Source organism: Streptomyces sp. NPDC002537, assembly GCF_053594975.1.
Map to the genome: position 1 here is coordinate 25,250 of NZ_JBSFWT010000048.1, position 22,280 is coordinate 47,529.

Below are 22,280 nucleotides of genomic sequence, written 5' to 3' on the forward strand. Positions count from 1 at the left end.
CCCACCGTGTCCACCGCCGACAGCCCCGTCATCGGCGTACTCGCCCTCCAGGGCGACGTCCGTGAACATCTGATCGCCCTCGCCGCGGCGGACGCCGTCGGCCGCCCGGTCCGCCGCCCCGAGGAGCTCGACGGCCTCGACGGCCTGGTGATCCCCGGCGGCGAGTCCACCACCATGTCCAAGCTCGCCGTCGCCTTCGGCATGCTGGAGCCCCTGCGGGAGCGCATCCGGGCCGGGCTGCCGGTCTACGGCACCTGCGCCGGCATGATCATGGTCGCGGACAAGCTCCTCGACGGCCGTGCTGACCAGGAGACCCTCGGCGGCATCGACATGATCGTGCGCCGCAACGCCTTCGGCCGCCAGAACGAGTCCTTCGAGGCGTCCGTCGAGGTGTCCGGCATCGAGGGCGGCCCGGTCGAGGGCGTCTTCATCCGCGCCCCCTGGGTCGAGTCCGTCGGCGCGGCGGCCGAGGTGCTCGCGACCTACGACGGTCACACCGTGGCCGTGCGGCAGGGCAATGTGCTGGCCACGTCCTTCCACCCCGAGCTCACCGGCGATCACCGCGTGCACGCCCTGTTCGTCGAAATGACCCGGCAGAAGGTCCCCGCCTCCGTGTGAGGGGTGCTGGTTGGGAGAGTGGTTGCGCGATCCCGGTAGGATCACAGTCGTTCGTTCGGAATTTGGTTACGCGAAGGAGACAGGCGGATGTCCGGCCACTCTAAATGGGCTACGACTAAGCACAAGAAGGCCGTGATCGATGCCAAGCGCGGCAAGCTCTTCGCGAAGCTGATCAAGAACATCGAGGTCGCGGCCCGCATGGGCGGCGTCGACATCGAGGGCAACCCGACGCTCTACGACGCCATCCAGAAGGCGAAGAAGAGCTCGGTCCCCAACAAGAACATCGACTCCGCGGTCAAGCGCGGTGGCGGTCTCGAGGCCGGCGGCGCCGACTACGAGACGATCATGTACGAGGGCTACGGCCCGAACGGTGTCGCGGTGCTCATCGAGTGCCTCACCGACAACCGCAACCGCGCCGCCTCCGACGTCCGCGTCGCCATGACCCGCAACGGCGGCTCCATGGCCGACCCGGGCTCGGTCTCGTACCTCTTCAACCGCAAGGGCGTCGTGATCGTCCCCAAGGGCGAGCTCAGCGAGGACGACGTCCTGGGTGCCGTCCTGGACGCGGGCGCCGAGGAGGTCAACGACCTCGGCGAGTCCTTCGAGGTCCTCAGCGAGGCCACGGACATGGTCGCCGTCCGCACCGCGCTCCAGGAGCAGGGCATCGACTACGACTCCGCCGAGGCCAACTTCGTGCCCACCATGCAGGTGGAGCTCGACGAAGAGGGCGCGCGCAAGATCTTCAAGCTGATCGACGCGCTGGAGGACAGCGACGACGTGCAGAACGTCTTCGCCAACTTCGACGTCTCCGACGAGGTCATGGCCAAGGTCGACGCCTGACGACAGGCGCGCACACGGGCTCACCGACGGGCCGACGGGACACCACCCGTCGGCCCGTCGGCGTGATCCGCCGTTGTCAGTGGCAGCCGATAGCCTGCGACAGCAGCAGGAACACAGGGCCGAACGGCGAAGGGGAGGGCACGCCATGCGGGTGCTGGGGGTGGATCCGGGCCTGACGCGGTGCGGCATCGGCGTGGTGGACGGCATCGCGGGCCGGCCGCTGCGCATGCTCGGCGTGGGCGTCGTCCGCACGCCGGCGGACGCCGACGTCGCCGACCGCCTCGTCCTCATCGAGCGCGGCATGGAGCAGTGGCTCGACGAGTACCGTCCGGAGTACGTGGCGGTGGAGCGCGTCTTCAGCCAGCACAACGTGCGGACGGTCATGGGCACCGCCCAGGCCAGCGCGGTCGCCATGCTCTGCGCCGCCCGCCGCGGCCTCCCCGTCGCCCTGCACACCCCCAGCGAGGTCAAGGCCGCCGTCACCGGCTCCGGCCGCGCCGACAAGGCACAGGTCGGCGCCATGGTCACCCGGCTGCTCAGGCTCGACGCGCCGCCCAAACCGGCGGATGCCGCCGACGCCCTCGCCCTGGCCATCTGTCACATCTGGCGGGCCCCCGCGACCAACCGCCTCCAGGAGGCCGTCGCCGCCCACCGCCGCACCACGCGCCCGCTGGACGCGGCCGTACGAACCCCGAAGGGCAGCGCATGATCGCCTTTGTCTCCGGCCCCGTGGCGGCCCTCGCCCCCGACATCGCCGTCGTCGAGATCGGCGGTATCGGCATGGCCGTCCAGTGCACCCCCGGCACCCTGTCCGGGCTGCGCCTCGGTGAGCACGCCAAGCTCGCCACCTCCCTCGTGGTGCGCGAGGACTCCCTCACCCTCTACGGCTTCGCCGACGACGACGAGCGGCAGACCTTCGAGCTGCTCCAGACCGCCAGCGGCGTCGGGCCCCGCCTCGCACAGGCGATGCTCGCCGTGCACAGCCCGGACACACTGCGGCGCGCCGTCTCGACCGGTGACGAGAAGGCGCTCACCGCCGTGCCGGGCATCGGCAAGAAGGGCGCGCAGAAGCTGCTCCTGGAGCTCAAGGACCGGCTCGGCGAACCGGTCGGCTCCGGCGGGAGGACGGCCGCGCCCGTCGCCGCTGCCGCCGGATGGCGCGATCAGCTGCACGCGGCCCTGGTCGGACTGGGGTACGCGCCGCGCGAGGCGGAGGACGCGGTGACGGCCGTGGCGCCGCAGGCCGAGGCGACGGTGGCCGCAGGTGCCCAGCCGCAGGTGGGCCAGCTGCTCCGGGCCGCGCTCCAGACGCTGAACCGGGCCCGCTGACCGTGGGTGCCTCTCGCCGGCCCCGCCCCTGGCCCGGCTGTGCGGGCGGACGACCGCACCCGGTGAGAGGGCGGGCCCCCGGTTCCCCCACCGGGACTCCGGGTCCTTCAGCGGACCGCACCCGCCCCGACGCACCTGCCCCTGACCGCCACGAACCGTAAGGCCTCACCCGTGAACTGGGACGACGACTCCGCACTCCCGACACCGCCCGCCGACGGCGACCGCCTCGTCGGGACCGCCGCCGACCGCGAGGAGCAGGCTGTCGAGGCCGCCCTGCGGCCCAAGGACCTCGGTGAGTTCGTCGGGCAGGAGCGGGTGCGCGAGCAGCTCGACCTCGTGCTGAAGGCCGCGCGCGCCCGAGGTGCCACCGCCGACCACGTCCTGCTCTCCGGCGCCCCCGGCCTCGGCAAGACCACCCTCTCGATGATCATCGCCGCCGAGATGGGCGCGCCCATCCGCATCACCTCCGGCCCCGCCATCCAGCACGCCGGGGACCTGGCCGCGATCCTCTCCTCCCTCACCGAGGGCGAGGTCCTCTTCCTCGACGAGATCCACCGCATGTCCCGCCCCGCCGAGGAGATGCTCTACATGGCGATGGAGGACTTCCGGGTCGACGTCATCGTCGGCAAGGGCCCCGGCGCCACCGCCATCCCTCTGGAGCTGCCGCCCTTCACCCTGGTCGGCGCCACCACCCGGGCCGGGCTGCTGCCGCCCCCGCTGCGCGACCGCTTCGGCTTCACCGGCCACATGGAGTTCTATGCGCCCGCCGAGCTCCAGCGCGTCATCCACCGCTCCGCCCGCCTGCTCGACGTCGAGACGGACGCCGACGGCGCCGCCGAGATCGCGGGCCGCTCCCGCGGCACCCCCCGCATCGCCAACCGCCTGCTCCGCCGCGTCCGCGACTACGCCCAGGTCAAGGTGGACGGCGTCATCACCCGCGAGGTCGCCGCGCGGGCGCTCGACGTGTACGAGGTCGACGCCCGCGGCCTCGACCGGCTGGACCGCGCCGTGCTGACCGCGCTGCTCAAGCTCTTCGGCGGCGGCCCCGTCGGGCTCTCCACCCTGGCCGTGGCCGTCGGCGAGGAACGCGAGACGGTCGAGGAGGTCGCCGAGCCCTTCCTGGTGCGGGAGGGCCTGCTGGCCCGTACGCCCAGGGGCCGGATCGCCACCCCCGCGGCCTGGGCGCACCTCGGCATGGAGCCGCCCCGGCAGGCGGCGGGCGGCACCGGGGCACCCGGCTTGTTCGACGCGTGACGGCGCGTGGGCTGGTCGGGTCAGGAACCCCGGTGCCATGCTGAGCGTTGTTCCCTAGGCGCGGACTCGCTTAGACTCCGCCGATGCCGACCGTATGGTGCGGCATACCACCCCCGTAGACCAGGCCGCGCCCCCCGTGGTCGTGTGAAGGAAACCCCGTCCCGTGAATCCAATGACTCTCCTGCCGTTCATCGTGCTTATCGGGGCCATGTTCCTGATGACCCGGTCGGCCAAGAACAAGCAGCGCCAGGCGGCGCAGATGCGTGACCAGATGCAGCCGGGCACCGGTGTGCGGACGATCGGCGGCATGTACGCCACCGTCAAGGAGGTCAGCGACGACTCGGTCCTCCTCGAGGTCGCCCCGGGCGTGCACTGCATCTTCGCGAAGAACGCCATCGGCGCGGTCCTGGAGGACGAGGAGTACAACCGCATCGTCCACGGCATCGAGCCCGACGAGTCCGAGACCCCTGTCGTCCCGGACGACGCCTCCTCGCTGACCGAGGCGGAGGCCCCGGCCGAGGAGAAGGCCGACAAGAAGATCGACCTCGGCAAGGACACCGCGGAGAAGGCCGACGAGGCGGGTGCTGCGGAGACCGGGGAAGCCAAGCGGGACGGCAAGCCGGGCGACACCGAAGCGAAGTAACACCACTCGGGAACCGCGGAGCACTCACCGATGAGTGCGCCGCGGTTCCCTTTCGGTCTAGGCTCCGGCGGGGGCAGGTCCCCACAAGACTTCGTGGCCGTCCGGCGAACACCCGACGCCGGGCGGTTGGACAGGGAGAAACGACAAGGTGGCAGCACCGAAGAAGGGCCGTAGGTCCCCGGGCGGCCAGGGCAGGCCGGGCCGTGTCCTGGCCCTGATCCTGATCGCCATGGTGGCGCTCATTGGGGGGATGTTCGCCTCCGGGCGCACCACGCCACGGCTGGGCATCGACCTCGCGGGTGGCACCAGCTTCACGCTGAAGGCCAAGAACGAGCCCGGCCGGCCCAACGCGATCAATGAAACCAATATGAACACGGCCGTCGGCATCATCGAGCGGCGTGTCAACGGCCTCGGTGTCTCCGAGGCCGAGGTTCAGACGCAGGGCCGTGACCACATCGTCGTGAACATCCCCAAGGGGACGAACGCCGAGCAGGCCCGCCAGCAGGTCGGCACCACCGCCAAGCTGGGCTTCCGGCCCGTGCTGAGCGTCGCTCCGGGCACCCCGACGCCCGAGCAGCAGCCCAGCCCCAATGCCTCCGCGGGCGCCAAGGACAAGGGCGACAAGAGCGGCGACAAGGGCAAGGACGACAAGAGCAAGGACGAGAAGGGCAAGCCGTCCGGCTCCCCGTCCCCGTCCGCCAGCACCCAGGGCCGTGCCGTCACCGACGACCTGAAGGCCGACGCGGCCTCGACCCCGAGCGCCACCGCGGGCGACAAGGGCGCCAAGAAGGACGACAGGCCCAAGCAGGACAACCCCACGCCGCCCCCCGCGGCGGCCGACGCCGCCGCGCTCCAGAAGCGGCTCGACGCGCTGGACTGCTCCACCAAGGAGGCCCGCTCCAACGCGAGCGAGGCCGCCGCGCGCGCCGCCCCGGGCGACTCGATCGTCGCCTGCAAGAAGGACGGCTCCGCCAAGGAGATCCTCGGTCCCGTGTCCGTCGAGGGCACCGGCGTGAGCAGCGCCTCCGCCGTCTTCGACAGCCAGCAGGGCCGCGGCTGGATCGTCCAGCTGAAGTTCACCTCCGGCGGCTCCAAGAAGTTCGCCGACGTCACCGGCCAGCTGGCCACCAAGCAGTCCCCGCAGAACCAGTTCGCGATCGTCCTGGACGGCGAGGTCGTCTCCGACCCGTCCGTGTCCACCTCGATCAACGGCGGCCAGGCGGAGATCTCCGGCGGCTTCACCCAGGGCAGCGCCCAGGACCTGGCCAACGTGCTGTCCTACGGTGCCCTGCCGCTGTCCTTCGGCATCGACACCCAGACGACCGTCACCGCCGCGCTCGGCGGTGAGCAGCTGCGCGCGGGCCTCATCGCCGGCGCCATCGGCCTCGCCCTGGTCATCATCTACCTGGTGGCGTACTACCGCGGTCTCGCGCTCGTCGCCCTCGCCAGCCTCGTGTGCTCCGCGATCCTCACGTACACGATCATGGTGCTGCTGGGTCAGGCCATCGGCTTCGCGCTGAACCTGCCGGCGGTCTGCGGTGCCATCGTCGCGATCGGCATCACCGCCGACTCGTTCATCGTCTACTTCGAGCGCATCCGGGACGAGATCAGGGAGGGCCGGACGCTGCGTCCGGCCGTCGAGCGGGGCTGGCCGCGGGCCCGCCGCACCATCCTGGTCTCCGACTTCGTGTCCTTCCTGGCCGCCGCGGTGCTCTTCATCGTCACCGTCGGCAAGGTGCAGGGCTTCGCGTTCACCCTCGGTCTGACCACGCTCCTCGACGTCGTCGTGGTCTTCCTCTTCACCAAGCCGCTGATGACACTCCTCGCCCGCCGCAAGTTCTTCGCCAGCGGCCACCCGTGGTCCGGGCTCGACCCCAAGCGGCTCGGTGCCAAGCCGCCGCTGCGGGCCTCCCGTCGCCCCTCCGCTCCCGTCGACCCGAAGGAGGCGTGAGATGTCCAAGCTCGGCAACCTCGGTGCCCGGCTCTACCGCGGTGAGGTCGGTTACGACTTCGTCGGCAAGCGGAAGATCTGGTACGGCATCTCGATCCTCATCACCATCACGGCCATCGTCGGCCTGGCGGTGCGCGGTCTGAACTTCGGCATCGAGTTCTCCGGCGGCGCGGTCTTCACCACGCCCAAGACCTCGGTCTCGGTCGAGCAGGCCAAGCGGACCGCCGAGGAGACGGCGGGCCACCCCGCCATCGTCCAGAAACTCGGCAACGGCACGCTGCGCGTCCAGGTCAGCGACCTCTCCACGGAGAAGTCGATCCCGACCCAGAAGGCGCTGGCCAAGAAGCTGGACGTCCCCCAGGACAAGATCAACACCGACCTCGTCGGCCCCAGCTGGGGTGACCAGATCGCCAACAAGGCATGGACCGGTCTCGCGGTCTTCATGCTCCTCGTGGTGATCTACCTGGCCATCGCCTTCGAGTGGCGCATGGCGCTCGCCGCCCTCGTCGCCCTGATCCACGACCTCACCATCACCGTGGGCGTCTACGCCCTGGTGGGCTTCGAGGTCACCCCGGGCACCGTGATCGGTCTGCTCACCATCCTCGGTTACTCCCTCTACGACACCGTCGTCGTCTTCGACGGTCTGAAGGAGAGCTCGAAGGACATCACCAAGCAGACCCGCTGGACCTACAGCGAGATCGCCAACCGCAGCCTCAACGGCACCCTGGTGCGTTCCATCAACACCACGGTGGTGGCGCTGCTGCCGGTCGCCGGCCTGCTGTTCATCGGTGGCGGTTTCCTCGGCGCGGGCATGCTCAACGACATCTCGCTCGCCCTCTTCGTCGGCCTCGCGGCCGGTGCCTACTCCTCGATCTTCATCGCGACCCCGCTGGTCGCCGACTTCAAGGAGCGTGACCCCCAGATGAAGGCCCTGGCCAAGCGCGTGGCCGCCAAGCGCGCGTCCGCCACCGCCAAGGCGGAGTCGGGCGAGGACGGCCCGCACGACGAGCTGCCGGAGGACGCGGCCGCGGCCGGGATCGTCCACCAGGCGTCGCCCCGCAACCGCGGTGGCCGCGGCCGTCCCTCGGGGAAGCGCCGGTGAGCGCCATAGGGGTCGGCACGGCCGACGAGAAGCTGCGCGACCTGCTGCTCGCGCACATCCACGATGTGCCGGACTATCCGAAGCCGGGCGTGATGTTCAAGGACATCACCCCGCTCCTCGCCGACGCCACGGCGTTCGGGGTGCTCACCGACACCTTCGCCGGGATCTGCGAGCGCCTCGCCGCGACCAAGATCGTCGGCCTGGAGGCCCGTGGGTTCATCCTGGGCGCCCCGGCCGCCGTCCGGTCCGGGGTCGGCTTCATCCCCGTCCGCAAGGCGGGCAAGCTCCCCGGAGCGACCCTCGCCCAGGCGTACGAGCTGGAGTACGGCACCGCCGAGATCGAGATGCACGCCGACGCGGTGGGCCCCGGCGACCGGGTCCTGGTCATCGACGACGTGCTGGCCACCGGCGGTACGGCGGAGGCGGCGCTCCAGCTGATCCGCCGGGCCGGCGCCGAGGTGGCGGGTGTCGCCGTGCTGATGGAGCTCGGCTTCCTCGACGGGCGGCAGCGGCTGGCGGAGGGCCTCGACGGGGCACCGCTGGAGGCACTGATCACCCTCTGACCCGTACGGGACGGCAGTGACGAAAACGCGGGGCGGGAACCGGGAAGATCCGGTTCCCGCCCCGCGTTCCGCATTGCACCACCGGGCGCACGGCAGCCGGGCCGCCCGGCTCGATACCATGGCAGTCCGGACCTGAACGGGGGATCCGGACCCCGCATGAGGAGTGCTCTTGCCAGACGAGGCCCAGCCGCTCACCGCCGCACAGCCGGACAAGCCGTCTTCCGAGGCCGCGGCGGCCGAGGGCACGCCCCAGGGCCGTCCCGACAGCCCGGCCGAGCCCCGGCCCGCCGCGCAGTCCGACGCCGGTCCGCACCCCGCGCCGGGCCAGGGGAGCAGCACGGCACCGGCGCGCCCGGCGGCCGAGCCCGCCCCCGCACCCGCGGGCGCCTCACCCGTCCGGCCCACCGCCCCGCAGGGGCCCGCACCGCGCTCCGGCTCCTCCAGCCGGGTCCGGGCCCGCCTCGCGCGCCTGGGTGTCCAGCGCTCCAGCCCGTACAACCCGGTGCTCGAACCGCTGCTCCGCGTCGTCCGCGGGAACGACCCCAAGGCCGACACCGCCACCCTCCGGCAGATCGAGCGTGCCTACCAGGTCGCCGAGCGCTGGCACCGCGGCCAGAAGCGCAAGAGCGGCGACCCGTACATCACCCACCCGCTCGCGGTGACCACGATCCTCGCCGAGCTGGGCATGGATCCGGCCACGCTGATGGCGGGCCTGCTGCACGACACCGTCGAGGACACCGAGTACGGCCTGGACACCCTGCGCCGGGACTTCGGCGACCAGGTCGCCCTGCTGGTGGACGGCGTCACCAAGCTCGACCGGGTCAAGTTCGGCGAGGCCGCGCAGGCGGAGACCGTGCGCAAGATGGTCGTCGCCATGGCCAAGGACCCGCGCGTCCTGGTCATCAAGCTCGCCGACCGCCTGCACAACATGCGCACCATGCGCTACCTCAAGCGGGAGAAGCAGGAGAAGAAGGCCCGCGAGACGCTGGAGATCTACGCCCCGCTGGCGCACCGGCTGGGCATGAACACCATCAAGTGGGAGCTGGAGGACCTCGCCTTCGCGATCCTCTACCCCAAGATGTACGACGAGATCGTCCGCCTCGTCGCCGAGCGTGCCCCCAAGCGCGACGAGTACCTGGCCATCGTCACCGACGAGGTCCAGGCCGATCTGCGCGCCGCCCGCATCAAGGCCACCGTCACCGGCAGGCCGAAGCACTACTACAGCGTCTACCAGAAGATGATCGTGCGGGGCCGTGACTTCGCCGAGATCTACGACCTGGTGGGCATCCGCGTCCTCGTCGACACCGTCCGCGACTGCTACGCGGCGCTCGGCACCGTCCACGCCCGGTGGAACCCGGTCCCGGGGCGGTTCAAGGACTACATCGCGATGCCCAAGTTCAACATGTACCAGTCGCTGCACACGACGGTCATAGGTCCCAGCGGCAAGCCCGTCGAGCTCCAGATCCGCACCTTCGACATGCACCGGCGCGCGGAGTACGGCATCGCCGCGCACTGGAAGTACAAGCAGGAGGCCGTCGCGGGCGCCTCCAAGGTGCGCACCGACGTGCCCAAGAACGTCGGCAAGAACCAGGACACCGTCAATGACATGGCCTGGCTGCGGCAACTCCTCGACTGGCAGAAGGAGACCGAGGACCCGGGCGAGTTCCTGGAGTCCCTGCGCTTCGACCTCTCGCGCAACGAGGTCTTCGTCTTCACGCCCAAGGGCGATGTCATAGCGCTCCCGGCCGGGGCCACCCCGGTCGACTTCGCCTACGCCGTGCACACCGAGGTCGGCCACCGCACCATAGGCGCCCGGGTCAACGGCCGCCTCGTCCCGCTCGAATCGACCCTGGACAACGGCGACCTGGTGGAGGTCTTCACCTCCAAGGCGCCGGGCGCGGCCCCCTCCCGCGACTGGCTGGGCTTCGTCAAGTCGCCCCGTGCCCGCAACAAGATCCGCGCCTGGTTCTCCAAGGAGCGCCGCGACGAGGCGATCGAGCAGGGCAAGGACGCCATCGCACGCGCGATGCGCAAGCAGAACCTGCCGATCCAGCGCATCCTCACCGGCGACTCGTTGGTCACCCTCGCGCACGAGATGCGCTACCCCGACATCTCCTCCCTCTACGCCGCCATCGGCGAGGGGCACGTCGCCGCCCAGGGCGTCGTGCAGAAGCTCGTCCAGGCCCTCGGCGGCGAGGACGCGGCCACCGAGGACATCGAGGAGTCCGCGCCCATCCGCGGCCGCTCCAAGCGGCGTTCCAGCGCGGACCCCGGTGTGGTGGTCAAGGGCGTCGACGACGTGTGGGTCAAGCTGGCCCGCTGCTGTACGCCGGTGCCGGGCGACCCGATCATCGGCTTCGTCACCCGCGGCAACGGCATCTCCGTGCACCGCGCCGACTGCGTCAACGTCGACTCGCTGTCGCAGCAGCCCGAGCGGATCATCGAGGTCGAGTGGGCGCCGACCCAGTCCTCGGTCTTCCTCGTCGCCATCCAGGTGGAGGCGCTGGACCGGTCCCGGCTGCTGTCGGACGTCACCCGCGTCCTGTCCGACCAGCACGTCAACATCCTGTCCGCCGCCGTGCAGACCTCCCGCGACCGGGTGGCCACCTCGCGCTTCACCTTCGAGATGGGCGACCCCAAGCACCTCGGTCACGTCCTCAAGGCGGTGCGCGGTGTGGAGGGCGTCTACGACGTCTACCGCGTGACCTCGGCCCGCAGGCCGTAGCCGCACAACGGAAGATGGCTCCGACGATTGTCGGAGCCATCTTCCGTTACGAAGCGGGGGTGCTCAGCCGCCGAACTCCTCCAGGCCCTTCAGCGCCTGGTCCAGCAGGGCCTTGCGGCCCTCCAGCTCCTTGGAGAGCTTGTCGGCCTTGGCGTCATTGCCCGCGGCCCGCGCCTTGTCCACCTGCTCCTGGAGCTTGTCGACCGCGGCCTGCAGCTGACCGGTCAGCCCGGCCGCACGGGCCCGCGCCTCCGGGTTGGTGCGCCGCCACTCGGTCTCCTCCGCCTCCTGGAGGGCACGCTCGACCGTGTGCATCCGCCCCTCGATCTTCGGCCGGGCGTCCCGCGGCACATGGCCGACGGCCTCCCAGCGCTCGTTGATCGAACGGAACGCGGCCCGCGCCGCCTTCAGGTCCGTCACCGGGAGCAGCTTCTCCGCCTCGGTGACCAGCTCCTCCTTACGGGTGAGGTTGACCTGCTGCTCGGCGTCGCGCTCGGCGAACACCTCGCCGCGCGCCTGGAAGAAGACGTCCTGCGCGCCGCGGAAGCGGGCCCACAGCTCGTCCTCCGCCTCGCGCTGGGCGCGGCCCGCGGCCTTCCACTCCGTCATCAGCTCGCGGTAACGCGCCGCCGTCGGGCCCCAGTCCAGCGACCCGGAGAGCGACTCCGCCTCGGCGACCAGCTTCTCCTTGGCCTTGCGGGCGTCCTCGCGCTGGGCGTCCAGCGAGGCGAAGTGCGCCTTGCGCCGCTTGGAGAACGCGGACCGGGCGTGCGAGAAGCGGTGCCACAGCTCGTCGTCCGTCTTGCGGTCCAGCCGCGGCAGGCCCTTCCACGTGTCGACCAGGGCGCGCAGCCGCTCGCCGGCCGACCGCCACTGCTCGCTCGCGGCCAGCTCCTCGGCCTCGGCGACCAGCGCCTCCTTCGCCGTACGGGCCTCGTCGGACTGCTTCGCCTTCGCGGCCTTGCGCTCCTCGCGGCGCGTCTCGACCGTGGCGACGAGCTTGTCGAGCCGGACGCGCAGCGCGTCCAGATCGCCGACCGCGTGGTGTTCGTCGACCTGCGTCCGCAGGTGGTCGATCGCGATCGTCGCGTCCTTGGCCGACAGGTCGGTGGTCCTGACCCGGCGCTCGAGGAGGCCGATCTCGACGACCAGGCCCTCGTACTTGCGCTCGAAGTAGGCGAGTGCCTCGTCGGGGGAACCCGCCTGCCACGAGCCGACGACCTGCTCGCCGTCGGCGGTACGCACGTACACAGTCCCCGTCTCATCGACGCGGCCCCATGGGTCGCTGCTCACAGCGCCTCCTCCACATGATGCCGGGGCCGGTGCGCGGCCCCTCGGGCATCGTCCACAGTTGTTCCGGCAGGGCCGCGCCCTGACCGGTCCGACGGCTTGATCGATTGGGTGCGGGCAGCCGTCGGATCAGGCACCCTACACAACGCCAACATAGGCGACCGGCGGCCCGGCTGTCCGTATCCCGCGCGACCGAAATTTCGCCACGCGGACCCCGCGAACGCGCGGAACGGCGACGGCGGCGGGACCCTGGACGGCGGAACGCACCGGCAGGGGTCAGGACTTGGTCACGGTCGCCTTGTCGATCGTGACGGTCGCGTTGGGCATGCCGTCCGGCGTACCGCCCTGCACGCCCGCGCCGGCGATCTTCTTGAGCACCTTCATGCCCTCGGCGCCGATGGTGCCGACCGGCGTGTACTTCGGGTCCAGCTTGCTGTCCTGGTAGACGAGGAAGAACTGGCTGCCGCCGGAGTCCGGCTGGCCGGTGTTGGCCATCGCGACCGTGCCCGCCGGGTAGACGCCGTCCTTGATACGGGAGTCCTTGAGGTTCTCGTCCGGGATCGTGTAGCCCGAGCCGCCGGTGCCGTTGCCCGTGGGGTCGCCGCACTGCAGGACGTAGATGCCCGCCGTCGTCAGCCGGTGGCACTTGGTGTGGTCGTAGAACCCCTCGCCGGCCAGGAAGTTGAAGGAGTTGACCGTGTGCGGGGCCTTCTCGGCGTCGAGTTTGAGGTCGATGCCGCCGCAGGTCGTGCTCAGCTTCATCGCGTAGGAGGCCGACTTGTCGATGGTCATCGAGGGCTCCGACTTCCACGTCTTCGTGGTGGGGGAGCCGGGGGCCGCCTTGGCGCACGGGTCGGGGCCCTTGCTCGGCTGCGTGGAGCTGTCCGGCGCCGCGGCGTCCGTCGTGTCCTTCTTCTCGCCGTCGCCGGACAGGGCGCCCGTGGCGTACGCCGTCGCGCCCGCGGCCAGCACCACGGCGAGCCCCGCCGCGATCACCGCGTTCCGGCGCCGGGCCTTGCGGCGGGCCGCCTCGCGGCGCTCCTGCTGCCGCTCGAACTTCTCCCGGGCGAGCTGCCGCCGCCGCTGCTCGTTACTGACCACCGGGTCGTCTCCTCATACCGTCTTGTCCATGAATGCGGTCCGGATGTTGCGGGTGTGCCCGTACCGTATACGGGTTCGCTGTGACCGGAGTGCCGCCGGTAGGCTCTGTACCGGCCGGGTCTCCCCGCCGGGGAGTCCCGCCGGTCCACTGCTGGAATTCTGCTGGTCGATCTTTAAGGACGAATGTGCTTATTGCCGGGTTCCCCGCCGGGGCCTGGGGCACCAATTGCTATCTGGTCGCCCCGGCCGCAGGCGAGGAGTGCGTGATCATCGACCCGGGCCACCAGGCCGCCCAGGGCGTCGAGGAAGCACTCAAGAAGCATCGGCTCAAGCCCGTCGCCGTCGTCCTCACCCACGGGCACATCGACCATGTCGCCTCGGTCGTCCCGGTGTGCGGCGCCCACGACGTCCCCGCCTGGATCCACCCCGCGGACCGCTACATGATGAGCGACCCGGAGAAGGCCCTGGGCCGCTCCATCGGGCAGCCCCTCATGGGCGAGCTCACCGTGGGCGAGCCGGACGACGTCAAGGAGCTCACCGATGGCGCCCGGCTGGATCTCGCCGGGCTGGAGTTCTCCGTCGCGCACGCGCCCGGCCATACCAAGGGGTCGGTGACCTTCCGGATGCCCGAGACCGCCGAGGTCCCCTCGGTGTTCTTCTCGGGCGACCTGTTGTTCGCCGGCTCCATCGGACGCACCGACCTGCCCGGCGGTGACCACACCGAGATGATCCGGTCGCTGGCACGCGTGTGCCTGCCCCTGGACGACTCGACCGTGGTGCTGTCCGGCCACGGCCCCCAGACCAGCATCGGCCGCGAGCGCGCCACCAACCCGTACCTGCGGGAAGTGGCCGAAGCGCAGCACGGCCTCGGAGGCGGCGCCACCGCCGCTCCGCGACGAGGAATGTGAAGATTTTCCCGTGAGTACGTTCAAGGCCCCCAAGGGCACCTACGACCTGACCCCGCCCGACTCCGCGGTCTACCTCGCGGTGCGCGAGGCCATCGCCGCGCCGCTCAAGCGCTCCGGGTACGGCTACATCGAGACCCCCGGTTTCGAGCAGGTCGAGCTCTTCTCCCGCGGTGTGGGCGAGTCCACCGACATCGTGACCAAGGAGATGTACACCCTCACCACGCGCGGCGGCGACGAGCTCGCGCTGCGCCCCGAGGGCACCGCCTCCGTGCTGCGCGCGGCCCTGGAGGCCAACCTGCACAAGGCCGGCAACCTGCCGGTCAAGCTCTGGTACTCGGGCTCGTACTACCGCTACGAGCGCCCGCAGGCCGGCCGCTACCGCCACTTCTCGCAGGTCGGTGCCGAGGCCATCGGTGCCGAGGACCCGGCGCTCGACGCCGAGCTGATCATCCTGGCCGTCGACGCCTACAGGTCGCTGGGCCTGAAGAACTTCCGGCTGCTGCTGAACTCGCTCGGCGACAAGGAGTGCCGCCCCGCCTACCGGGACGCCCTCCAGTCCTTCCTGCGCGGCCTCGACCTCGACGAGGACACCCGGCGCCGCATCGAGATCAACCCGCTGCGCGTCCTCGACGACAAGCGCGAGGCCGTCCAGAAGCAGCTCGTCGGCGCCCCGATGCTCCGCGACCACCTGTGCGAGGCGTGCAAGGAGTACCACGAGCAGGTGCGCGAGCTGCTGACCGCGGCGGGCGTCGCCTTCGAGGACGACGAGAAGCTGGTCCGCGGTCTGGACTACTACACCCGCACCACCTTCGAGTTCGTCCACGACGGCCTCGGCTCGCAGTCCGCGGTGGGCGGCGGCGGTCGTTACGACGGCCTGTCCGAGATGATCGGCGGACCGGCGCTGCCGTCCGTCGGCTGGGCGCTCGGCGTCGACCGCACGGTGCTGGCGCTGAAGGCGGAGGGCATCGAGCTCGACCTGCCCGCCGCCACCCAGGTGTTCGCCGTGCCGGTGGGCGACGAGGCCCGCCGGGTGCTCTTCGGCCTGGTGACCGAGTTGCGCCGGGCCGGGGTCGCCACGGACTTCGCCTTCGGCGGCAAGGGCCTGAAGAACGCCATGAAATCGGCCAACCGCTCGGGCGCCCGCTTCGCGCTCGTCGCGGGCGAACGGGATCTCGCCGAGGGCGTCGTGCAGCTCAAGGACCTGGAGTCCGGGGAGCAGACACCTGTCGCATTCGACACCGTGGTGGGCGAACTCCTCTCCCGGCAGGGCTGATTCGCCGGCGGCTCGTGCAGAATGGGCCGCAAGGACCGACTGATGGGATCAAGGGCGCTATGACCACTTCGGCACTCGACCGCTCCGACACCGACGGCGAGGAGCGGGACGGCCCCGCCCCGGGCGCCGTGGGGGGCAGCCGCTCCTTCGCGCTGCTGCTGGTCGTCACCGGTGCCATGGGTCTGCTGGCGTCGTGGGTCATCACGCTCGACAAGTTCAAGCTGCTGAAGGACCCCAACTACGTCCCGGGGTGCAGCCTCAACCCGATCGTCTCCTGCGGCAACATCATGCAGAGCAAGCAGGCGGAGGCGTTCGGGTTCCCCAACCCGATGCTCGGCCTGGCCTGCTACGGCGCGATCATCGCGATCGGCCTGGCGCTGCTCTCCGGTGCCCGCTTCCCCCGCTGGTACTGGCTCGGCATGGAGGCCGGCTGCCTCTTCGGCGTCGGCTTCGTCAGCTGGCTCCAGTACCAGTCGCTGTACGTCATCGGGTCGCTGTGCCTGTGGTGCTGCCTCGCCTGGGTCGGCACGATCGTGATGTTCTGGTACGTGACCGTGCAGAACGTCCGCAGCGGCTTCATCCCCGCGCCGCAGGGCCTGAAGCGCGTGTTCCTGGAGTTCCACTGGGTGGTGCCGGTGCTGCACATCGGCATCATCGGGATGCTGATCCTCACCAAGTGGTGGGACTTCTGGACCGGCGGCACCGCCTGACCGCCGCCCTCCACGCCTGAACGAACGCCGCCGGACCCCTGGGTCCGGCGGCGTTGTTGGGGGCACCTCCCAGCGGTAGCTGGGGGAGGGGTGGCTTAGGGTTTCCGACGTGGAACCCGACCTGTTCACCGCAGCCGCAGAGGACCGCCAGGAGAAAGACCCGGCGAGCAGTCCGCTGGCCGTCCGTATGCGCCCGCGCACCCTCGACGAAGTCGTCGGCCAGGGCCATCTCCTCAAGCGGGGATCACCGCTGCGCAGGCTGGTGGGCGAGGGCAGCGGCGGGCCGGCCGGGCCGTCGTCGGTGATCCTCTGGGGTCCGCCCGGCATCGGCAAGACGACCCTGGCCTACGTCGTCAGCCAGGCCACCAACAAGCGCTTCGTGGAGCTGTCCGCGATCACCGCCGGGGTGAAGGAGGTGCGGGCCGTCATCGACGGCGCCCGCCGCGCCTCGGGCGGCTACGGCAAGGAGACCGTCCTCTTCCTGGACGAGATCCACCGCTTCAGCAAGGCCCAGCAGGACTCCCTGCTGCCCGCCGTCGAGAACCGCTGGGTCACCCTCATCGCGGCCACGACGGAGAACCCGTACTTCTCGATCATCTCGCCGCTGCTGTCGCGCTCCCTGCTGCTCACGCTCCAGGCCCTCACCGACGACGACCTGCGCGGGCTGCTGCGCCGCGCGCTCGCCGACGAGCGCGGCTTGGGCGGCGCGGTGACGCTGCCCGAGGACGCCGAGGCGCACCTGCTGCGGATCGCCGGGGGCGACGCGCGCCGGGCGCTGACGGCTCTGGAGGCGGGCGCCGGATCGGCCATCGCCAAGGGCGAGGCGGAGATCACCCTGGAGACGCTGGAGGACGCCGTCGACCGCGCCGCCGTGCGCTACGACCGCGCCGGCGACCAGCACTACGACGTGGCCAGCGCGCTCATCAAGTCGATCCGCGGCTCCGACGTGGACGCCACGCTGCACTACCTGGCCCGGATGATCGAGGCGGGGGAGGACCCCCGGTTCATCGCCCGACGGCTGATGATCTCCGCGAGCGAGGACATCGGCCTGGCCGATCCCACCGCCCTGCAGACCGCGGTCGCCGGTGCGCAGGCCGTCGCGCTGATCGGCTTCCCCGAGGCCCGGATCGTGCTCGGCCAGGTGGCCGTGGCGCTGGCCCTGGCCCCGAAGTCCAACGCGGCGTACCTCGCGATCGACGCGGCGCTGGCCGACGTCCGGGCGGGCCTGGCCGGGCCGGTGCCCCCGCATCTGCGGGACGGGCACTACAAGGGCGCCGAGAAGCTCGGGCACGCGCAGGGGTACGTCTACCCCCACGACCTGCCGGGCGGGATCGCGGCGCAGCAGTACGCGCCGGACGCGATCCACGGCAAGCGGTACTACGAGCCGACGCGGCACGGTGCGGAAGCGCGGTACGCGGACGTGGTGGAGCGGGTCCGCTCGCGCTTGCGGGGCGATGCGGAGGGCTGAGCCCCGGGGCTCAGCCCTGACGGTTCCCCGCGCCCCTGACAGGGCGCGCTACTCCTCCGCCGCATCGAACAGGGCGTGCATCGCCTGGCGCAGGCCCGCGATGTCCCGTACCGGTTCGGGGAATTCGAAGCGGGCGTCGAAGGAGCGGTCCGCCGGGGCGCCCTCACCGTGCGCGGAGGTGAAGCGCACGCGCAGCCCGAAGCGGTCCAGGGACACCGGCACGGCGCGGTCGCGCGCGCAGCGGGGCCGCCGCGGGCCGAGCAGCGAGCTCAGGGCCCGCACCTGTTCGCCGTGCGCGGAGTGGAGGTGCTGGAGCAGCTCCGCCTCGTGCTCGACCAGCGGGTCGGGCTGGGCGCGGGCGAAGTCGTCCGGCTCGACGCTCTCCGCCCCCCACAGGTCGTCGACGCTGCTCTCGCCGACCTCCAGCCGCAGCATCATCCGGCCGGGCTCGGTCATCCCGGGCACCGGGGTGAGCCAGCCGGAGAGCCAGGCGCGGCCCCGGATACGGTTGGGCACCGAGACCGGCGCGACGTCCGTGAGTTCCAGCACGGCCGCCAGCTCGTCGTCCTGCGCGTGCGTGGCGGCGCGCACCACCGGTGAGTCCACGGGGAAGACCAGGAACACCTCGCCGTCGGGCCCCACGCTCCGGGCCAGCGGTGCGAGCAGGTCCATGAGCAGCTCGGGCCGTGTGCCGGTGCTCCCGACCAGGCCCGGGACGATGAGCACCGCCGAGCATGTACTCTGTACGAGAGTTCGTGTGCGCTCGGCTGCTGACGGCATCCGTGCGATTTCAAGTCCGCTGGGACGCGGCTGACCACGATCTGATCGGACCTCCGTCGCGTCGACGCCATCAGTTGCGTCGGCCTCTTTCGTGCTGTCCGTGATGTGACTGGTGTTCCCCGGACGAGACATGCGATCTCCTTGAGTAAGGTGAGCCTAACCTAACCTACAACGGAGGTCTGGAGAACGTGCCTAACCAGTCGCGTCCCAAGGTCAAGAAGTCTCGTGCGCTCGGCATCGCGCTGACGCCGAAGGCCGTCAAGTACTTCGAGGCCCGCCCCTACCCGCCGGGCGAGCACGGCCGTGGCCGCAAGCAGAACTCGGACTACAAGGTCCGTCTGCTCGAGAAGCAGCGTCTGCGCGCCCAGTACGACATCAGCGAGCGCCAGATGGCCCGCGCCTACGACCGCGCCAAGAAGGCCGAAGGCAAGACGGGCGAGGCCCTGGTCGTCGAGCTCGAGCGCCGCCTCGACGCGCTGGTCCTGCGTTCGGGCATCGCCCGCACCATCTACCAGGCCCGCCAGATGGTCGTCCACGGCCACATCGAGGTCAACGGTGGCAAGGTCGACAAGCCGTCGTTCCGCGTCCGTCCCGACGACGTCGTGATGGTCCGCGAGCGCAGCCGCGCCAAGCACCCGTTCCAGGTCGCCATGGCCGGTGGCTACGACACCGAGGGCGAGACCCCGCGCTACCTCCAGGTCAACCTGGCCGCGCTGGCCTTCCGCCTGGACCGCGAGCCGAACCGCAAGGAGATCCCCGTGATCTGCGACGAGCAGCTCGTCGTCGAGTACTACGCCCGCTGATCCAGCGGAGTAGCTCTCCCGAGCGCTCAGCTCAGCCCGTCGTCTCCCCGGCCCCCGTGGCCGGCGAGCCGGCGGGCTCGTGCGTTTCCGGCGCCCCCGGCAGCGGGGCGCGTGCGGGCTCCCTGGGCCCCGGCGCCGCCGCCCCGCCCGGCGCGGGCCCGCGCAGCACCCTCGCCACCACCGCGTCCAGGTCCAGCCGGGCCCCCTCGCGCACGCACGCGTCGTACCGCCGGGCGCCCAGCAGCTCCCGCAGCCTGCGTTCGCACAGCGCGTGCGGCGCGTTGAAGTGGCGCGAACCGAACAGCGGCAGCCCCACCGAGCGCCAGAGCCGCCCCGCCGCACCCTGGAGCACCGCGGCCTCCTCCGCCCCGGCGTCGTTCCCCTCGTCCTCGTCGAGCGTCACCAGCGCCAGCAGTTCCACCGCGAGGACGGCGCCCACCAGGTCGTGGAAGGCGTGGTCGATGGCCAGGCACTCCTCCAGCAGCGGCCGGGCCCGTACGGTGTCCCCGCCGCTGCACGCCGCGAAGCCCAGGACGTACAGCGCGTAGGCCAGCGACCAGCGCTCGCCGTGGTCCGCGCAGATGTCGCGCACCTCCTCGCACAGGCGCACCGCGCCCGCCAGATCGCCCTGGAAGGCGACGGCCATCGCCAGCTCCACCTGTCCCATCAGGACGTTGCTGTTGAGCTCGCCGATCTCCCGGTAGCGCGCGAGCGCGGCCCGCAGCAGTTCCTCGGCGCGCGGCATGTCGTCCGAGAGCAGCGCCAGACAGCCCGTCCGGTGCTCCGCGTAGGCCAGGGCGCGGGCGTGGCCGCTGCGCGAGGCCGTCTCCCGGCACTCCGCCAGCGCCCCGACGGCACCCGCCGGATCGCCCTGCAGCGCCGCCACGTGACCGAGCACCCACAGGGCCTTCAGCCGGGTCTCCTCGTTGTCCGCCTCGGCGCGCAGCGCCCGGTCCAGCCAGTGCCGCCCCTCCGCCAGCCGCCCGCAGCCGACCCAGTAGAACCACAGCGTCGCCGCCAGGTACTGGCCGATGTGGGCCTCGCCCTTCTCCTCCAGGCTGTACTCCAGGGCGATCCGCAGGTTCGGCAGCTCGGCGTCGACCCGGGCCGCGACCTCTGCCTGCCGGGGGCTGAACCAGTCCAGCTCGCACCAGGTGACCAGGCCCATGTACCAGTCGCGGTGCCTGCGCCGCATCCGCTCGCCGTCCGCCAGCGCGTCCAGCCAGCCCGCCCCGTACATCCGCACGGTGTCCAGCAGCCGGTAGCGCGGCCCCAGCGGGGTGTCCTCCCGTACCACCACCGACTGCGCCACCAGCTCGGCGAGCACGTCGAGCACCCGCTCGGCGGGCAGCTCGGGGCCGGAGCAGACGTACTCCACCGCCTCCAGGTCGAAGAGGCCCGCGAAGACCGTCAGCCGGGCCCACAGCAGCCGCTCGGCCGGCGTGCACAGTTCGTGGCTCCAGCCGATGGCCGTGCGCAGCGTCTGGTGGCGCGGCAGCGCGCCCCGCGTGCCGCCGGTCAGCAGCCGGAACCGGTCGTCCAGCCGTTCCAGCACCTGGTTCACCGACAGCGCGCCCAGCCGTGCCGCCGCCAGCTCCAGGGCCAGCGGGATGCCGTCGAGCCTGCGGCACAGCTCGTCCGTGGCGGTGCGCTCCGCCTCCCCGGCCCCGGGCCGCGCGCGCCCCGCCCGGTCCCCGAAGAGCTCCGCGGCCTCCGGGGCGGACAGCGGCGGCAGCGGGAAGACCTGCTCGCCCGCGACGCGCAGGGGCCGTCGGGAGGCCGCCAGCACCCGCAGCTCCGGCGCCCGCCTCAGGAGCGCGTGGACCAGTGCCGCGCACCCCTCGGTGAGCTGCTCGCAACCGTCCAGGACGAGCAGCAGCCGGCGGTCGGCGAGCTGCTCCAGCAGGCAGGCGCGCGGGGGCCGGTCGGTGTGGTCGGTCAGCCCCAGCGCCTCCGCGACCGTGTGGTCGAGGAGGTCCGGGTCGGTCAGCGCCGACAGTTCGGCCAGCCACACCCCATCGCAGAAGCGATCCTGCAGAGCCGCCCCGAGCCGTGTCACCACCCGGGTCTTGCCCACGCCGCCGACGCCCGTGACCGTCACCAGCCGGGACCGCTCCAAGTGCCCCGCCAGGGCGTCCAGTTCACGGCAGCGGCCGACGAAGCGGCTCGGCTCGGCGGGCAGGTTGCCCGGCGGCCCCGGCCGGCCGGGGCCCGGCACGGCGCCGCCGCGAGGGCCGGGGGAGGGGGTGTCGGGGGACGCGGAGCCGGAGAGTGGTGGCATGGCACACAGAGCGTACTGATGAGTGTGCGCACCGTAAACTCCGGCTGGTGGGCGCGGGGGGCGCGGCGACAATCCGGTACGGGCGTCCAGGCCCGGCGCGATAAGGTCGTACTGGACGTCAATGGGCGTCCGCAGACGTCCCGGCGGCGAGCGAGCGGCCGGGCGAAGACGACCAGCAGGGAGCGGTGCAGCGTGTCCGGTGGAGAGGTGGCCGGGATCCTCGTGGCCGTCTTCTGGGCGATCCTCGTGTCGTTCCTCGCCCTGGTGCTGGTGCGGCTCGCGCAGACGCTCAAGGCCGCCACCAAGCTGGTGGCCGACGTCTCCGAGCAGGCCGTACCGCTCCTCGCCGACGCCTCCGCGACCGTGCGCTCCGCCAACACCCAGCTCGCCCGCGTCGACTCGATCGCCGCGGACGTCCAGGAGGTCACGGCGAACGCCTCTGCGCTCTCCTCGACCGTCTCCTCCGCCTTCGGTGGACCCCTGGTCAAGGTCGCGGCGTTCAGCTACGGCGTGCGGCGGGCGATCGGCCGCAAGTCCGCGCCCGCGGAGCCCGCGCCGCGAGGCTCCGTGTTCGCCGGCACGTCACTGCCGTCCGCCCGGCGCGGCAGCCGCCGTACCCGTGGGAAGGGTTGACCCCAGGA

At 71.6% G+C, this 22,280-nt stretch carries 20 protein-coding genes; 16 read left to right on the forward strand and 4 right to left on the reverse strand.

The window, feature by feature from the left end; translation table 11 throughout:
- Positions 1-6: 6 nt before the first annotated feature.
- The 10 genes from pdxT (at position 7) to ACWD4A_RS21650 (ending at position 11,025) form a co-directional block, all read left to right on the forward strand.
- Positions 7-618, forward strand: coding sequence for a pyridoxal 5'-phosphate synthase glutaminase subunit PdxT (gene pdxT, locus ACWD4A_RS21605; protein ID WP_451196136.1), 612 nt, complete (start codon positions 7-9; stop codon positions 616-618).
- Positions 619-705: 87 nt separating this feature from the next.
- Entirely contained in the window at positions 706-1,458 is a 753-nt protein-coding gene (locus ACWD4A_RS21610) for a YebC/PmpR family DNA-binding transcriptional regulator (protein ID WP_451196139.1), read from the forward strand.
- 145 nt (positions 1,459-1,603) lie between these two features.
- On the forward strand, positions 1,604-2,167 hold the full coding sequence (gene ruvC, locus ACWD4A_RS21615) for a crossover junction endodeoxyribonuclease RuvC (RefSeq protein WP_451196141.1): 564 nt from the start codon (positions 1,604-1,606) through the stop codon (positions 2,165-2,167).
- Positions 2,164-2,787 carry a Holliday junction branch migration protein RuvA gene (ruvA, locus tag ACWD4A_RS21620; RefSeq protein ID WP_451196143.1) on the forward strand — a complete coding sequence of 208 codons (624 nt, stop codon included), beginning with the start codon at positions 2,164-2,166 and terminating at the stop codon, positions 2,785-2,787. Before ruvC ends, ruvA begins: the two co-directional genes overlap by 4 nt.
- A 171-nt stretch (positions 2,788-2,958) precedes the next feature.
- On the forward strand, positions 2,959-4,041 hold the full coding sequence (gene ruvB, locus ACWD4A_RS21625; RefSeq protein WP_451196146.1) for a Holliday junction branch migration DNA helicase RuvB: 1,083 nt from the start codon (positions 2,959-2,961) through the stop codon (positions 4,039-4,041).
- 163 nt (positions 4,042-4,204) lie between these two features.
- Entirely contained in the window at positions 4,205-4,684 is a 480-nt protein-coding gene (yajC, locus tag ACWD4A_RS21630) for a preprotein translocase subunit YajC (RefSeq protein WP_451196149.1), read from the forward strand.
- A 148-nt stretch (positions 4,685-4,832) separates the two neighbouring features.
- A complete protein-coding gene (gene secD / locus ACWD4A_RS21635) occupies positions 4,833-6,635 on the forward strand; it encodes a protein translocase subunit SecD (protein ID WP_451196151.1) in 1,803 nt (600 codons plus the stop codon).
- Between the two features lies 1 nt (position 6,636).
- Positions 6,637-7,737 carry a protein translocase subunit SecF gene (secF, locus tag ACWD4A_RS21640; RefSeq protein ID WP_451196153.1) on the forward strand — a complete coding sequence of 367 codons (1,101 nt, stop codon included), beginning with the start codon at positions 6,637-6,639 and terminating at the stop codon, positions 7,735-7,737.
- Positions 7,734-8,300 (forward strand): adenine phosphoribosyltransferase, encoded by a 567-nt coding sequence (locus ACWD4A_RS21645; protein WP_451196155.1) that lies wholly within the window; start codon positions 7,734-7,736, stop codon positions 8,298-8,300. The genes secF and ACWD4A_RS21645 overlap by 4 nt, the downstream gene beginning before the upstream one ends.
- A gap of 169 nt (positions 8,301-8,469) precedes the next feature.
- On the forward strand, positions 8,470-11,025 hold the full coding sequence (locus ACWD4A_RS21650) for a RelA/SpoT family protein (protein WP_451196157.1): 2,556 nt from the start codon (positions 8,470-8,472) through the stop codon (positions 11,023-11,025).
- Positions 11,026-11,088: 63 nt separating this feature from the next.
- On the opposite strand, the gene ACWD4A_RS21655 is transcribed toward ACWD4A_RS21650, so the two are convergent.
- Both ACWD4A_RS21655 and ACWD4A_RS21660 read right to left on the reverse strand, forming a co-directional pair.
- Positions 11,089-12,318 (reverse strand): DUF349 domain-containing protein, encoded by a 1,230-nt coding sequence (locus tag ACWD4A_RS21655; RefSeq protein ID WP_451196159.1) that lies wholly within the window; start codon positions 12,316-12,318, stop codon positions 11,089-11,091.
- A 273-nt stretch (positions 12,319-12,591) separates the two neighbouring features.
- Positions 12,592-13,416: a peptidylprolyl isomerase gene (locus ACWD4A_RS21660; protein WP_451196162.1), complete on the reverse strand. Its 825-nt coding sequence runs from the start codon at positions 13,414-13,416 to the stop codon at positions 12,592-12,594.
- A gap of 185 nt (positions 13,417-13,601) precedes the next feature.
- Here ACWD4A_RS21660 and ACWD4A_RS21665 point away from each other — a divergent pair, with 185 nt between their 5' ends.
- The 4 genes from ACWD4A_RS21665 (at position 13,602) to ACWD4A_RS21680 (ending at position 17,775) form a co-directional block, all read left to right on the forward strand.
- The gene (locus tag ACWD4A_RS21665) at positions 13,602-14,324 is read left to right on the forward strand and encodes an MBL fold metallo-hydrolase (RefSeq protein ID WP_451196163.1); all 723 of its coding nucleotides are present in this window, start codon (positions 13,602-13,604) and stop codon (positions 14,322-14,324) included.
- 10 nt (positions 14,325-14,334) lie between these two features.
- The gene (hisS, locus tag ACWD4A_RS21670; protein ID WP_451196165.1) at positions 14,335-15,597 is read left to right on the forward strand and encodes a histidine--tRNA ligase; all 1,263 of its coding nucleotides are present in this window, start codon (positions 14,335-14,337) and stop codon (positions 15,595-15,597) included.
- Between the two features lie 59 nt (positions 15,598-15,656).
- Positions 15,657-16,307 (forward strand): vitamin K epoxide reductase family protein, encoded by a 651-nt coding sequence (locus ACWD4A_RS21675; RefSeq protein WP_451196167.1) that lies wholly within the window; start codon positions 15,657-15,659, stop codon positions 16,305-16,307.
- A gap of 109 nt (positions 16,308-16,416) precedes the next feature.
- Positions 16,417-17,775, forward strand: coding sequence for a replication-associated recombination protein A (locus ACWD4A_RS21680; protein WP_451196169.1), 1,359 nt, complete (start codon positions 16,417-16,419; stop codon positions 17,773-17,775).
- A gap of 48 nt (positions 17,776-17,823) precedes the next feature.
- On the opposite strand, the gene ACWD4A_RS21685 is transcribed toward ACWD4A_RS21680, so the two are convergent.
- On the reverse strand, positions 17,824-18,555 hold the full coding sequence (locus ACWD4A_RS21685; protein WP_451196171.1) for a DUF2470 domain-containing protein: 732 nt from the start codon (positions 18,553-18,555) through the stop codon (positions 17,824-17,826).
- A gap of 188 nt (positions 18,556-18,743) precedes the next feature.
- On the opposite strand from ACWD4A_RS21685, the gene rpsD reads away from it, so the two are divergent.
- On the forward strand, positions 18,744-19,358 hold the full coding sequence (gene rpsD / locus ACWD4A_RS21690; RefSeq protein WP_451196174.1) for a 30S ribosomal protein S4: 615 nt from the start codon (positions 18,744-18,746) through the stop codon (positions 19,356-19,358).
- Between the two features lie 31 nt (positions 19,359-19,389).
- On the opposite strand, the gene ACWD4A_RS21695 is transcribed toward rpsD, so the two are convergent.
- Entirely contained in the window at positions 19,390-21,639 is a 2,250-nt protein-coding gene (locus ACWD4A_RS21695) for an ATP-binding protein (protein ID WP_451196177.1), read from the reverse strand.
- A 192-nt stretch (positions 21,640-21,831) separates the two neighbouring features.
- On the opposite strand from ACWD4A_RS21695, the gene ACWD4A_RS21700 reads away from it, so the two are divergent.
- Positions 21,832-22,272 carry a DUF948 domain-containing protein gene (locus tag ACWD4A_RS21700; protein WP_451196179.1) on the forward strand — a complete coding sequence of 147 codons (441 nt, stop codon included), beginning with the start codon at positions 21,832-21,834 and terminating at the stop codon, positions 22,270-22,272.
- The last annotated feature ends 8 nt before the right edge of the window (positions 22,273-22,280 follow it).